This window comes from Pseudorhodoplanes sp. (assembly GCA_032027085.1).
Taxonomy (GTDB): domain Bacteria; phylum Pseudomonadota; class Alphaproteobacteria; order Rhizobiales; family Xanthobacteraceae; genus Pseudorhodoplanes.
In genome coordinates, this window is the sequence record JAVSMS010000001.1 from 4771644 (window position 1) to 4785768 (window position 14125).

Genomic DNA, 14125 nt, shown 5'->3' on the forward strand with positions numbered 1-14125 from the left:
CCCGGGGTTATAGGGGAGCGGACGCTCCCTTACAACGCGCGTTCATGACGCGCCCGAGCGCTCATAGGTCACGAAACTAAAGCCATAATCGTCGTCGGGACCCTTTGGCTGCGGGCGGCGCTCGATTTCGCGCCACAACGTCGGATCGATTTCAGGCAGATAAGTATCACCCTCGGGTTTTGCATGCACCTCCGTGACCAGCAAACGGTTAGCGAAAGGCAGCGTCTGCCGGAAGATTTCGGTCCCGCCGATGATGGCGATCGAGTCCGCGTTCCGGCGCAACGCGTCTCCGCGGGCAGTTTCCAGCGCTTTGGCGACATCGGCGGCAACCACAACGCCCGGCGCTGTATAGCCCTGGTCCCGGGTCACGACTATGTTGGTTCGTTGCGGCAATGGCCGGCCGATCGACTCAAAGGTCTTGCGCCCCATGACAACCGGCCTGCCGACGGTGACGGAGCGGAAATATTTCAGGTCGGATCTGATCCGCCAGGGCAATGTATTGTTGCGCCCGATGACCCCGTTTTCGGCGACCGCCACGACGAGGATGATGTCGACGGGCCGTGACGCCGCCCCAGCGTTCTGGATCACACCGCAACCTCGGCCTTGATGTGCGGATGCGGGTCGTATCCTTCCAGCGCGAAATCTTCGTAGCGGAAGGCGAACAGGTCTTTCACATCCGGATTGATCCTCATCGTCGGCAGTGCGCGCGGCGCGCGCGACAATTGCAGATGCGCCTGCTCGACGTGATTGAGGTAAAGATGCGCATCGCCGAAAGTATGGATGAATTCGCCGGGCTTCAAATCCGTCACCTGCGCCATCATCATCGTGAGAAGCGCATAGGACGCGATGTTGAACGGCACGCCCAGAAAGATGTCGGCCGACCGCTGATAGAGCTGACAGGACAGACGACCTCGGGCGACATAGAACTGGAACAGGCAGTGGCACGGCGGCAGCGCCATGCGATCGACATCGGCCGGATTCCAGGCGCTGACAATCAGCCGGCGCGAATCCGGATTGCGCTTGATGGCGGCGACCACGTTCGCCATCTGATCGATCGCGCCGCCGTCAGGCGCCGCCCATGAACGCCATTGCCGGCCGTAAACCGGGCCAAGATCGCCGTTCTCGTCCGCCCATTCGTCCCAGATACGGACGCCGTTCTCATTCAGATATTTGATATTGGTGTCGCCATTCAGGAACCAGAGCAGTTCATGAATTATGGATTTCAGATGCAGCTTCTTGGTCGTGACCAGCGGAAAGCCAATGGCGAGATCGAAACGCATCTGATGCCCGAATACCGACAACGTTCCTGTTCCGGTGCGGTCGCGCTTTTCCGTGCCGTCGGCAAGCACTTGCTCCATCAGTTCCAGATATTGCCGCATGGCGGCGCCTCGCTCACTCGATTCGGCTGTTCAGCATATAATGCCGGGTCAGGATTGGAACAAACAGCGACTTTTTCAGGCTGATTGCAGCAAAAGGGCGGCCTTTCAGCCGCCCTTCAACAAGTTCTTTCTTGTTGATCCCGCTTACTGCGAAATGCCGGACGCCTTGATGATCGGCGACCATCTGTCGATTTCGCTGCTCACAAGCTTCGCCAGCGCCTCCTGACCGCGGCGATCCTTGCCGGGAATATCACTGCCGAGGTCAAGCAGCCGCTTGCGGACACCTTGGTCATCCAGGGCCTTGTCGAGCGCAGCACTGAGCTTGTCCAGTACTGGCTTCGGAGTGCCTTTGGGCGCGAACAATGCATTCCAGGCAACAGCTTGAAATTCCGGCATTCCCGCTTCCTTCGTGGTCGGAACATCCGGGAGAGCCGGATTGCGCTCAGGCGTTCCTATGGAATAGGCCTTGATATTCCCGGCCTTGATCTGCGGGACAAGATTGACGATCTGATCGCACATGTAATCGACCTGTCCGGCGACCAGCGCATTCAGCGCCGGACCAGTGCCCTGGAACGGGATCGCCGTCGGTTTCACCTTCATGATCGAATTCAGCAGCAGGCATGTTGTGAACGACACCGAGCCAACGCCGGCATGCGCCATGTTCATCTTGTCGGTATTCGCCTTAACGTAAGCGACGAATTCCTTCAGGTCCTTCGCAGGAAAGTCCTTCCTGGCGACGATCAGCACCGGCGTGCCGGCTGCGAGCCCGATCGGCTCGAAATCCTTCGAGGGGTGATAGGCGAGCTTGGGATAGAGCGCGACTGAGGCCGCGTGCGTACCCATATGCCCCATGATGATGGTGTAACCATCGTTGGTCGCCCGCATGGCACGGGTCGATGCGGTTGTCCCGCCGGCGCCGACGACGTTTTCGATCACCAATTGCTGGCCAAGCGTCTTGGACATGTGGTCGCCAACGATGCGCGAGACAATGTCGGTCGGGCCGCCGGCAGCAAAGGGAACGATCAGCGTGATTGGGCGTGCAGGATAGTCGGCCTGGGCGGCGGCCGGAACAGCATTCGAAAGAATCAGGGCACCAGCCATAAGTCCGGCCAGCCGAGACACAAGACGCATAGTCATCTCCCAAGGGGTGACGGAACCCAATAACGCCACGGAATGCGGCGTTAAACGGCAACGCAAATAGCGAAGGCCGGCGAAATCCGCCAGCCTTGTGCGTGTTTCGACTTATTAGCTCTTAGGCTGAATCAAACGAGATACGGTAAGTTCCTTACTCGACGAAAACCTCGTCGCGCTTCTTCCGTATCGCCGGCATCACGGAAAGAAGGAGAAGAATCGTGGCGACCGCAAGCAGCGCGCCGGAGATCGGACGGGTCAGGAATACCGTCGGATCGCCACGCCCGATCAGCATGGCGCGACGCAGGTTCTCTTCCATCAATGGTCCGAGCACAAAGCCGAGCAGCATGGGGGCCGGCTCGAAATCGTGCTTCACCAGCCAATAGCCGACCATGGCAAAGGCGGCAGTCATGTAGACGTCGGCCGGCGCGTTGTTCACCGAATAGACGCCGATGCAGCAGAACACGAGGATCATCGGATAGAGGTGACGATACGGCACGCGCAACAGCCGAACCCACAGGCCGACCAACGGAAGATTGATGACCACCAGCATCAGATTGCCGAGCCACATCGAGGCGATCATGCCCCAGAACAGGTCCGGTTGTTTGGTCATGACCTGCGGGCCCGGCACGATGCCGTGAATGGTCATGGCGCCCACCATCAGCGCCATCACGGCGTTCGGCGGAATGCCGAGGGTCAGCAGAGGAATGAACGAGGTTTGCGACGCCGCATTGTTGGCCGACTCGGGCCCGGCAACGCCCTCGATAGCGCCGCGACCGAACCGGCTCGGATCCTTGGAGATCTTTTTCTCGAACGTATAGGAAGCAAAGGCGGCGATGATGGATCCGCCGCCCGGCAGAATACCGACACAAGAGCCGAGCAGCGTTCCGCGCCCGATAGCCGGCGCCGCCGCCTTTAGATCGGCGCGCGTCGGCATCAGACCGGTGATCTTGCTCTCAACGATCGCACGATTGTGCGTTTGTTCAAGATTGCGCAGGACTTCGGCAAAGCCGAAGACGCCCATGGCGACGACGGCGAAGTTGATGCCGTCGGCCAGTTCCGGAATGTTGAAGTTCATGCGGCCGGCACCGGTTTCCAGATCCGAGCCGACCATCGAGAGCACGAGGCCGAACAGGATCATGGAAATCGCCTTCAGGACCGACCCCTTCGCCAGTACGACGGCGAAGATGAGACCAAGCACCATCAGCGAGAAATATTCCGCCGGTCCGAACAACAGCGCGACGTTGGTCAGCGGCGCAGCCAGCGCGGCGATCACAACCGTGGCAACGCAACCGGCGAAGAATGAACCGAGCGCCGCAATCGCCAGCGCAGGGCCGGCTCGGCCCTGCTTTGCCATCTGGAAGCCGTCCAGCGTCGTCACCACGGCTGCTGATTCACCCGGAATATTGACCAGAATGGCCGTGGTGGAGCCGCCATACATTGCACCGTAATAAATGCCGGCGAGCATAATGAGGGCGCCGACCGGCGGCAGTCCGTAGGTGATCGGCAACAGCATGGCGATGGTCGCGACCGGGCCGATGCCCGGCAACACGCCGATCAGGGTGCCGACCAGCGCGCCGACCAAACACAGCATGAGGTTGGTGGGCGTGACTGCGACGCTCAGGCCGAACGCGATATTGCTGAGAAGATCAAGCATGACAGATCAAAACCTCGGCCAGAGCTGCAACGGCAACTTCAGTCCATAGATAAAGAGAAACACGCAGAAGATCGTGAGGATGACGGCCCAGATCAGGCTCTGAAGCCAGCGGACTTCATTGCTGGCGCCGGCTGCGATCATGATCGTGAGAAAAGCGGTGATCACCAGCCCGACCGGCCTGATGGCGGCCGCGAAGAACAACACCGATGCGATGAACAGGACCGGACCACGAAAGCCATATTTCTCCAAGGGCGGCCCGTCAGTCAGCACGGCCGTGACTGCGATCGCACCGCCGACGATGAGCAGCAATCCGGCAAACAGTCGCGGCGCAGTGCCAGGTCCGAATGCAAATCCGCGCATGCCCGGAAGATCGCTGCCCGCCCACAGCGCGAACAATGCAAAGACCATCAGCACAAGGCCGCCGTAGAAATCTTGGGGATTACGGATCAGCTTGCGTGTGCCCGCGTGTTGCCCGTCGGCCATCCTCCCACCCCTCTGGACTTTATGACAGTTTAGCGTTTTTCTAGCAGATCGACTTTGGGGACCGGAAGCAACTTTTATCAAGGCGTGCAAGGTAATCGGGCAGGCTCCGCGCGCCTCTGAAGCATGACAAATGTGTCTCTGCTTATGCGCGCCATGCGAGCGCCGCTGGCATTTATATTGTCACGGGCAATGCATGGCGACTGATCGCGCGCGGCTTGCGATTCGCGCGCATATGATCCCCAATGTCCAAACAGCGAACGTTAAATGTTCAGTCGGACGGAGCAAACGGCGCCCGCCCTGTTTCGGAATGTGAACTCCGGCGCAAGCTCGCGCGCAGGCGCGGGCTCGTAGCCGCCCAGGATGGTCTTTTTTCCTCAACCATCCCTGCTTATATTGAGACTGCCGGCGCAAGCCGGCTATGGCGATAAATGGCCGTCGCAATAAACCTTTCGGACCCGGGGGCAGTACCCGGCGCCTCCACCAGAGCCCAGCGCGGCTGAGTTCCGGCGGGGGCGAAATAGGATCGACGAGGGCGTAAAAGGCGTGCTTTTGCCCGGCATGGTTCCGCCGTTATCGGGCCATTCGTATAGTTGCCAACGACAACTATGCTCCGGTTGCTCAGGCTGCGTAAGGCAGTTTGATAGACCGATCTAAAGCCCTGGCGGGTTAAGCTCCGTCAGGCGGGGTTCGGGGGCACCTGGCAACAGAAGCCCCCACTTTGTCTTCCGACTTTTTATCGAAGCTGACGTTTGACGGCCGGGGCGTTAGCATCTGTGATGCGAATCTTCCGAACCGAAGGGCAAAATGGCCGTCGATCACATCCGCTATGACCTGCTGGCCCAGGAGGCCCTGCGCGGGGTTGTCCGTCATGTCCTGGCCGATGCCGCCAGGAACGGCCTGCCCGGGGACCATCACTTCTATATTTCCTTCGATACCGGCGCCGAGGGCGTTCGCATCTCCTCGCGGCTGCGCGAGCAATATCCGGAAGAGATCACGATCATCTTGCAGCATCAGTTCTGGGATTTGAGTGTCACCGACGAAGGCTTCGAGGTCGGCTTGTCGTTCGGCGGCGTTCCGGAGCGCCTGGTCGTGCCCTTTGCTGCAATCAAGGGTTTTTTCGATCCGTCCGTGCAGTTCGGCCTGCAATTCGAGACCATCGAACCCGGCGCGGACGCCACAGCGGACGTTGACGGCGACAAAAGCGAAACGCCCGCAACCGCCCCCCTTCCCCAGGTGACATCCAACGGCGCCAAGCGGCCGGACCAGGAGAGCAAGTCGCCGGCCGACGCTCCCATCGATGAGACCCAAAGCGCGGAAGCCGCCAGCAAACCGAAGGGCGAAGTCGTGCGGCTCGATCGCTTCCGGAAAAAATAGCCCGACAATCAACACGTGGACGCGGCGCCGATGAAGACGCGGACGGAAAGCGACAGTTTCGGCCCGATAGAAGTTGCCGGTGACCGCCACTGGGGGGCCCAGACGGAACGCTCACGCAACAATTTCCGCATCGGCGATGAGCGCATGCCCACTGCGCTGGTGCGGGCACTGGCAATTGTCAAACGCGCCGCCGCAGAGACCAACGTGAAGCTCGGCACGCTGGACAGCAAACGCGGGCGCGCCATCGTGCAGGCCGCGCAGGAGGTGATCGACGGTAAGCTCGACGATCATTTTCCCCTGGTGGTCTGGCAGACGGGCTCCGGCACGCAAAGCAACATGAACGTCAATGAGGTGATTTCAAACCGCGCGATCCAGATGCTCGGCGGCGAGCCCGGATCGAAAAATCCGGTGCATCCGAACGATCACGTCAACATGAGCCAGTCGTCGAACGACTCGTTCCCGACCGCGATGCATATCGCCGCGGCGCAGGAGATCACGCAGCGTCTGCTGCCGGCGCTCGAACACCTGCATGCGGCGCTGGTGAAGAAGGAAAAGGAATTCGCCAGGATCGTGAAGATTGGGCGCACACACACACAGGATGCGACGCCGCTCACTCTGGGACAGGAATTTTCCGGCTATGCCGCGCAGGTGAAATCCGGCATCGCGCGGGTCAAGATGGCGATGAAGGATCTTTATCCGCTGGCGCAAGGCGGCACCGCGGTTGGCACGGGCCTGAACGCCAAACCGCAATTCGCAAAGATGTTCGCGCAGCGTGTAGCCGATATCACGAAGCTGCCATTCGTCTCTGCGCCAAACAAATTCGAGGCGCTGGCGGCACATGACGCCTACGTCTTCGTGCACGGCGCGCTGAATGCGCTGGCGGCCGGACTGTTCAAGATCGCAAATGATATCCGCCTGCTCGGCTCAGGTCCGCGGTCAGGTCTTGGAGAACTGATCCTCCCGGAAAACGAGCCGGGCTCCTCGATCATGCCCGGCAAGGTCAACCCGACGCAGGCGGAGGCGTTGACCATGGTGTGCTGCCAGGTGTTCGGCAACCACACGACCGTGACCATGGCGGCCAGCCAGGGGCATTTCGAGCTGAATGTCTATAAGCCCGTCTTGGCCTATTGCATGCTGCAATCGATTCGCCTTTTGGCCGACGCCAGCCGCTCTTTTACCGACAATTGCGTTGTCGGGATCAGGGCGGACGAAAAACGCATTAAGGAATTGATGGAGCGGTCCCTTATGCTGGTGACTGCGCTTGCTCCCAAAATCGGGTACGACAACGCCGCCAAAGTCGCAAAATTAGCGCACCAGCGCGGTACCACGCTGCGGGAAGAAGCCATTCGTGGCGGATTTGTGTCGGAAAAAGAGTTCGACCGCCTTGTGCGTCCGGAAAAAATGATCCGTCCCCACTAATAGTTTAAATGCAGCATTTCCGCTTAGGTTAAAAAAAACCGCATAATTGTGCGCTGCGCAATTCCGCCTTTTCAACGCCACGCTGTTGGCGCAATCAACAGCCCGTATGTGCTTGTTGGAAGGGGCCCCAGGGGGTCCGTTCATAACCGGTGCAAACCGGTCGATAACAATGGGCGACGTTGTCAATCTTCGAGGAGTGCGTAAGCGAGCCGCCAAGCAACTGCGAGAGAAGCAGGCTGCGGAAAACCGGTTCACTCACGGCCGATCGAAGGAGGAGCGTGCGGCGGACAAAGCGCGCAACGACAAGGCAGCCCGCGATTTCGACCGGCACCGGCTAGAAAGCGGAGAGGCCAATGAAATCACCGGTCGTGAAGCGGTCCATCGTGATCGCAGGCCACAAGACGAGCGTGAGTCTTGAGGATGCTTTCTGGAGGGGGTTGAAAGAAATCGCCGACCAGAACGAACAGACCCTCTCCGACCTCGTCGCCAGCATCGACTCGCAGCGCAAGCACGGCAATCTGTCATCTGCGATCAGGCTGTTCGTGCTGGATCATTATCGCGGGCAACGCGACAATGACAGTGGCAATCACCGCGATATGCCACACGCGGCGGTCGCGGGGCTACGCGCGGACTGACACTTTTCAGAAGCTCGATTCCCGCGGTGGCGGCAAGATCTGCGGAGCCGGCCGGCTCTGAGGTCGTGGTGCGCCTTGGACAGGTGCAAATCCGGGCGCCGGCTTTATGTCGATCGGCGGCGGCAAGGGCGCAGCGCGCAATTCCGCTGCCGGCTTGGTCCGCGGCAGAAGGGGCGGTTGTTCAGGCAATGTGATTTGCGGTGGCGTTGAAGCCGGCGACACGGACGAAGTCGCCGGCGGAACGCTGGCGCGCTCGATCGCCTCCAGCTTCTGCGATTGCTGTTCAACCGCCCGCAATGCGAGCCAGCCCGTCAGAGCTGCGACCTCAATGGTGCGCGCCGGTGAACCCACCGGCCCTTTCAGGCTCACCGAAATTTCCGGGCGGCCTGCCGATGTCGTCGCGGCTGCATCCGTCAGCATGATGCGAGAATCGATCGCGCCTTCTGTCAGATCCAGAACGCCCGACATCGTCACATCAGCGCCATGCGCTTGCGTCGTCACGGTACCGAAACGCACCTGTCCGGCGCTGATTGTGAACGGTGTCTCCGCGGCGCGGACCTGCAGCACACCAGCCTCCAGCGCCGGCTGCACAATGTCCCGGACACGAAAGCCATCGAGCGGCAATCCTTGATCGACGGCGCGCATTGCAACTGCAAAAGCCTTGGGATCAAGACCGTGGATACGCGCATCGGCCAGAGTCAATGTGCCGGCGCCCGCAAGCGATCCAATCAACGCTTTCGGAGATCGACCGGCGCCATCAAAATCAGCACCCAGATTGATCCGGCCCGATATCGGCGGCTGTTCCCTGCCGGCCAGCATGGCAGCGGCATCTACGTTGTTCAAAGCAATGCGCGCCTTTGCCGAAACTCCATCCGGTGTTTTCCGTGCGGAGATTTCGCCTGACACGCGCCCTTTGGCAAATTCCGCCTCCTCCAACTCAATCCCCAAATCCGAAGGCGCAAGCCGCAATACACCTTTCACGCCGTGCAGGGACAAGGCGTGGGTCAGGCCCGCGTTCCTGACGCGAAATGCGATCCGTCCGCTTGCTTGCGCGTAAAGACCGCGCGAAAACGGCTCTTCTGAAATCAGCTTGCCGTCGGTGAAGCCGGTCGCGGCTGCGACGACGTCCGTTGCATTGATCGCATCTGCTTCAATGTCTCCTTCGACATCGATGACTGGTCCAAAAGTCATGCCGAGCCGACCGCGCACGGGCGCGCCGGCAATTTTCGCCGACAATTGATCCAGCTTCAGCGTCTTGCCAGTGATGGCCGCATTTGTTGTCAGCGTAACGGGCAAATATCGCCCCTGCTGCAGCAGTGCTCCGGCATCCGCTCTCGCAATGGCCAGGTCGAAATCGCCTGACAAGCCCTGATCGGAAAAGGGCCGCAAGTGCCCCTTGGTGCTCGCATCGAGATGGGCGGAAGCGATGCTGCCATCAACGCGCATGTTGCCATTCAGCGGGCCGCGCGCAGACACCGAAATCCTGGCCGGCGAATTGTCGGCCGTGATTAAACGATCCAAGCCGGCCATGCGCACAAGCGCTCCGGCATCATCGCTGGTCAACTCCCCATCAACCTCCAATCGCGCCTTTGCCGCATTGGCCATCGTCCCCGTTGCGGTGCCTTTGAGCGAGAGCTGCGATTTTCCGAGTCGGCCGCCGAGATCGAAGCGGGCCAGACTTTGTCCGGCCGGCTGACCGGACGCCGCGCCGACCTCCAGCGTGGCGTGCAGACTGGCATTGCCGGCCCGTTCGGAGATGCCCCGCGTCAGCTCGAGCGACTGCGGGGCAAATTTCGCGACAAGCGCGGTCAAGCCCGACAGATCGCGCGCATCCAGATCAACGCTCATGCTGCCGCGCGGCGAGGCGGAGGCCGTATCAATCAGGCCCCTCGCGTCGATCCTCGCCCCGCCGAAATCACCGATATTGAGGCGATCGATCTTCAAACCGCCGGCGTCGAAGCTCGCCTTCACATGCGCGCGTTGCGCATCGAGGCCGGCAAAGCGCGCGCGCTCCATCTCCAGGACCAGCGAAAGCTCGCCTGGCTTTTCGATCTTGCTGTCCTTCAGCAGCACGTTCCCAAGCGCCATCATCGCATCAATATCGACGTCGACGGCTCTCAACTCGGCATCGAGACGCGCCTTGCGACTGTCGTCGGGATACCGGTATGCCAGGCGGCCGTTGACCGGCTTGCGATCAACCTCGAAACTCAACCGCTCGATCGCAAGCTTGCTGTCATCGATGATGATCTCGCCACGCCCGCGAAAGGGCGATGCCGAACCTGACGATGTCTCAGTCTTGCCTTCCAGCCAGGCGAGGAATGCCCGCGGATCGACCGAGCTGATTTCGGCAGGGCCCGAGAACGAGAGGCCGTTCGCCGTTGTCAGACGGCCGCCTACCTGAACTTGCGTGAAGCCGGGTGCGCGGAATTCAACACCCTTGAAGGAAATGCCGCCGGCATTTGCGGAAACGTCGCCGCGCAAGGACTGGATCGTGCCGCCGCCCAACGTCACGCCGTCGATGCCAAATCCGATCTGCAGCGGCAACGGCGAGTTCGACAGACTTGGCACGTATTCAGCAAGCGCCTTGATCGCGCTGGCCGGATCGCGCCGCGGCTGGCCCTGCGAGGCCAGGGCGCGATCCAGATCGATCTGACGTGCGGACACGACAGCTTCGACATGGGGGTTGCCGCCAAAGGTCATCTCGGCGGTGCCGGTCGCCTTCAGCGCGCGCTCTTCTGGGCCGTATTGCAGTTCCAGTTGCTCGAACAATGCCGATGCCTGCGTCGCCGTCACCCGCGAAGTGATCCGCCACGGCTCACCCAGAATGGTCTTGCCATCTGCGAGCACAACGCCGACCGGCCGCGTCAATGTCAAAGCACCCTCGAAACGCGGCGCGCCATCCGCGAACGACAGTGTCCCCTCGCTGTCGGCGAGCAGCGGGATATCGGACGGCTCCAGGCTCAGCTTGATTTTGGTGTCGCCGTCATCCGAACGCGTTGTGGAAATGCGATAACCGTAAAGTCCACCGTCGAGGACGAAGGCGCCCTCGCCCCGAAAAATCCCGGCACCCAGCGAACGCACATCACCGCCGAACCAAAGCTTTTCGAATACGGCCTGTTTTCCGCTCGCAGCATCGGCCAGCGACACACGCGCATCTTCGATGGTCAGCTTGCCGATCGAGATGTCATTCAGATTGAAGCCGACGGCCAGGTTGGGAACGTTCAGGCGGCCATCCTTGCCGAGACCGGCAGCAACATCCGGCCCAACCAGTCGCAATTCCGTAGCGCGCAACTGTCCGCGGATCAGGCTGCCCAGCGCAAGCTCGATCCCGAGCGCCTTGGCGCGCAGGGGCTGCTGTGCACTATCCGAGCCGATGTCGATGCCACTCAACAGCAGCGACGGCGACGGCAACAGGCGCACGTCGATCGGCCCGCTGACGCGGACGGGGAGACCGAGCGCCCGGCTGGCCTGCATTTCGAAAGCTGGGCGATACTGGGACCAGTCGATGAACAACGGCCCGATCAGCGCCGTCAGAAGCGCCAGGATCAACGCGATCGCCAGACCAAGCAGAGTCGTCTGCACACCCGCACCAGGAAGTTGAGTCACCGCGCCCATTCGCCCGATCGGCTGGGTCTCCGTGACCATAACCGGGCGGCCCGCTGCGGCAAAACAAACGTCCGGGAAGTGGCTGCGACGGTTTTCCTAGGCAGAAATGCCGTTGAACAGCGGCATTTCTGTGATGGGATTTCAGGCCTCCGGCAGCATTTTTCCCGGATTCATGATGTTGTTTGGATCAAGCGCCTGCTTGACCGCCCGCATGGCCGCCAACGCCGCTGGCCCGTGCTCGGCCGGGAGATATTTCATCTTGCCCTGCCCCACGCCGTGTTCGCCTGTGCAGGTGCCTTCCATGGCCAAGGCCCTGACCGCCAGCCGTTCCAGAAACTTCTTCGCAGTTTTGATTTCTTCCGGCTTCTCCATGTCGATCAGCAGGGAGAGGTGGAAGTTTCCGTCTCCGACATGCCCCACCAGCGGCGCCAGCAGGCCGGTCTCCCGCGCATCGCGCTGGGTCTCGGTCACGCATTCTGCCAGCCGCGAGATCGGCACGCAGACGTCGGTTGCCAGCGCGCTGGCGCCCGGGCGCAAGCCGCGCGCCGCCCAATAGCCGTCGTGCCGCGCCTGCCATAGCCGCGTGCGGTCTTCCGCCTTGGTGGCCCATTCGAACGGTCCGCCGCCGAGATCGGCCGCAATCTCGCCGAAGCGCTCGGACTGTTCCTTAACTCCCGCATCCGTGCCGTGGAATTCGACCAGCAACATCGGCGTCTCGGGAAGATTGAGCTTGGAATAGGCATTGCACGCGCGGACCTGCACTTCGTCGAGCAATTCGATGCGCGCCACCGGAAGGCCGGACTGGATCGTCAGAATCGTGGCGTTGCAGGCCGCCTCGACCGACGGAAACGGACAGATGCCGGCCGCGATCGCTTCCGGAATGCCGTGCAGCTTCAAGGTGAGCTCGGTGATCACCCCGAGCGTGCCCTCCGATCCGACGATCAGGCGCGTCAGATCATAGCCGGACGAAGATTTTCGTGCTCGTCGCGAAGTCGTCATCGTCTCGCCGCTCGCCAGCACCACCTTCATCGACAACACGTTATCTTTCATCGTGCCGTAGCGAACGGCATTGGTGCCCGAGGCGCGCGTTGCCGCCATGCCGCCGAGCGACGCGTCGGCGCCGGGATCGATCGGAAAGAAAAGGCCCTGGTCGCGCAGATGTTCGTTGAGTTGCTTGCGGGTAACGCCGGGCTCGATGACACAATCAAGATCTTCGGCGTGCACGGTCAGAATACGGTTCATATCGCGGAAATCGATCGAAACACCGCCTTGCGGCGCGTTGATATGGCCTTCCAGTGAGGTGCCGGTGCCGTAGGGAATCACGGGCACGCCGTGCTGCGCACAAATTCGCACAATTTTCTGCACATCTTCGCCACTTTGCGGGAAGACGACGGCGTCCGGCGGCTGGTTCTCGATCCAGGTGAGTGTATTGCCGTGCTGTTCACGCACCGCATTTGACGTGACCACGCGATTGCCGAACGCGGCCGTCAATTCCCGGATGACCGCCGCAACAGCGCCTTCCTTCGGTTTTTTCGAGAGTTTTTCCTGCGCAATCGCAGTCATTTCGGTCTTCCTGCAGCGGTTTCTAGGTTTCCCGCAACTTAGCAGAGCGCGATGGCCGCAGGCAAAATGCCGTTCCGGCGCGCGGCAGATATGCCGGAATCTTCATTTACAGGAACAAATCGCCGTTTCAGGATGTTTGCTTGTTATGCTCGATCGCGTCGATTTTGAACCTGTCTTCTTTGCACCGTTCGTCTCCTCGGTGATGCGGGTGGAGCCGCATTGGATCGACTATAACGGCCATCTCAACATGGCCTATTACAACGTGTTTTTCGACAAAGCCGTTGACGAGATTTACGAATTGGCGGGGATCGGCAGGGATTACCTGACAACGCGGCACCGCTCCTTTTTCAGCGCCGAAGTGCATATCCGCTATTTGCGGGAGCTGCATAGCGGCGATCCGGTGCGGGTGACGTTCCAGCTCCTGGACTATGATTCCAAGCGGCTGCACTATTTTGAGCAGCTATTTCATGCAGTTGAGGGGTGGGTGTCGGCGACCTCCGAGAATCTGTCGCTGCATGTCGACATGGACCGCAAGAAGGCCGCGCCGTTCACCGACGACGTGTCCAAGCGGTTGAGCCGGTTGAAGAAATCGCACGCCCGCCTGCCCCGCCCGGAGGCGGTGGGGCGCCGGGTCATGATGCCGGCAAAGGCCTGAATTCCGGTCCAGCTCGCGCCGAGCCGGCCGGCCCTCCCTCGCGCCGAACAGGCCGGTCCTCCCCGCGCCCAACAGACCGGTTTTCCAGCGAAAAAAGCGATCTTCCGTCGGAACTTAAGGGACATCTGCCGCCCGCCTCTCCCGTTTCAATGCCCGAGATGCCATGTTGCCTTCATGCTCATAGAAATGCCGATCCTTGGGCGCGAGCGTCGATCCTCGGGCG

At 60.9% G+C, this 14125-nt stretch carries 13 protein-coding genes and 1 other RNA gene; 6 read left to right on the forward strand and 8 right to left on the reverse strand.

The features are described from left to right. Positions 1–42: 42 nt before the first annotated feature. From RO009_23455 to RO009_23480, 6 genes are all read right to left on the reverse strand, one after another. Positions 43–585 (reverse strand): dihydrofolate reductase, encoded by a 543-nt coding sequence (locus tag RO009_23455; GenBank protein ID MDT3687988.1) that lies wholly within the window; start codon positions 583–585, stop codon positions 43–45. Next, a complete protein-coding gene (locus tag RO009_23460) occupies positions 585–1379 on the reverse strand; it encodes a thymidylate synthase (protein ID MDT3687989.1) in 795 nt (264 codons plus the stop codon). Before RO009_23460 ends, RO009_23455 begins: the two co-directional genes overlap by 1 nt. A gap of 13 nt (positions 1380–1392) precedes the next feature. Continuing rightward, positions 1393–1563, reverse strand: a complete 171-nt coding sequence (locus tag RO009_23465) for a hypothetical protein (GenBank protein MDT3687990.1) — start codon at positions 1561–1563, stop codon at positions 1393–1395. Further along, a complete protein-coding gene (locus tag RO009_23470; GenBank protein MDT3687991.1) occupies positions 1524–2480 on the reverse strand; it encodes a tripartite tricarboxylate transporter substrate binding protein BugD in 957 nt (318 codons plus the stop codon). Before RO009_23470 ends, RO009_23465 begins: the two co-directional genes overlap by 40 nt. Before the next feature lie 184 nt (positions 2481–2664). Next, positions 2665–4167, reverse strand: a complete 1503-nt coding sequence (locus RO009_23475) for a tripartite tricarboxylate transporter permease (GenBank protein MDT3687992.1) — start codon at positions 4165–4167, stop codon at positions 2665–2667. A 6-nt stretch (positions 4168–4173) separates the two neighbouring features. Then, positions 4174–4650, reverse strand: a complete 477-nt coding sequence (locus RO009_23480; GenBank protein MDT3687993.1) for a tripartite tricarboxylate transporter TctB family protein — start codon at positions 4648–4650, stop codon at positions 4174–4176. Between the two features lie 362 nt (positions 4651–5012). Here RO009_23480 and ssrA point away from each other — a divergent pair. The 5 genes from ssrA (at position 5013) to RO009_23505 (ending at position 8078) form a co-directional block, all read left to right on the forward strand. Beyond that, positions 5013–5368: a transfer-messenger RNA gene (gene ssrA, locus RO009_23485) on the forward strand. Positions 5369–5454: 86 nt separating this feature from the next. Next, the gene (locus tag RO009_23490) at positions 5455–6024 is read left to right on the forward strand and encodes an SspB family protein (protein ID MDT3687994.1); all 570 of its coding nucleotides are present in this window, start codon (positions 5455–5457) and stop codon (positions 6022–6024) included. Positions 6025–6054: 30 nt separating this feature from the next. After that, the gene (gene fumC, locus RO009_23495; GenBank protein MDT3687995.1) at positions 6055–7443 is read left to right on the forward strand and encodes a class II fumarate hydratase; all 1389 of its coding nucleotides are present in this window, start codon (positions 6055–6057) and stop codon (positions 7441–7443) included. Between the two features lie 169 nt (positions 7444–7612). After that, the gene (locus RO009_23500) at positions 7613–7861 is read left to right on the forward strand and encodes a DUF4169 family protein (GenBank protein ID MDT3687996.1); all 249 of its coding nucleotides are present in this window, start codon (positions 7613–7615) and stop codon (positions 7859–7861) included. Further along, positions 7797–8078, forward strand: a complete 282-nt coding sequence (locus RO009_23505) for a ribbon-helix-helix domain-containing protein (GenBank protein MDT3687997.1) — start codon at positions 7797–7799, stop codon at positions 8076–8078. The genes RO009_23500 and RO009_23505 overlap by 65 nt, the downstream gene beginning before the upstream one ends. A 6-nt stretch (positions 8079–8084) precedes the next feature. On the opposite strand, the gene RO009_23510 is transcribed toward RO009_23505, so the two are convergent. Further along, on the reverse strand, positions 8085–11684 hold the full coding sequence (locus RO009_23510) for an AsmA family protein (protein ID MDT3687998.1): 3600 nt from the start codon (positions 11682–11684) through the stop codon (positions 8085–8087). Positions 11685–11825: 141 nt separating this feature from the next. After that, on the reverse strand, positions 11826–13247 hold the full coding sequence (locus RO009_23515) for an FAD-linked oxidase C-terminal domain-containing protein (protein MDT3687999.1): 1422 nt from the start codon (positions 13245–13247) through the stop codon (positions 11826–11828). A 145-nt stretch (positions 13248–13392) separates the two neighbouring features. Between RO009_23515 and RO009_23520 the strand changes: the two genes are divergently transcribed. After that, positions 13393–13902 carry a thioesterase family protein gene (locus RO009_23520; GenBank protein ID MDT3688000.1) on the forward strand — a complete coding sequence of 170 codons (510 nt, stop codon included), beginning with the start codon at positions 13393–13395 and terminating at the stop codon, positions 13900–13902. Positions 13903–14125: the final 223 nt, after the last annotated feature.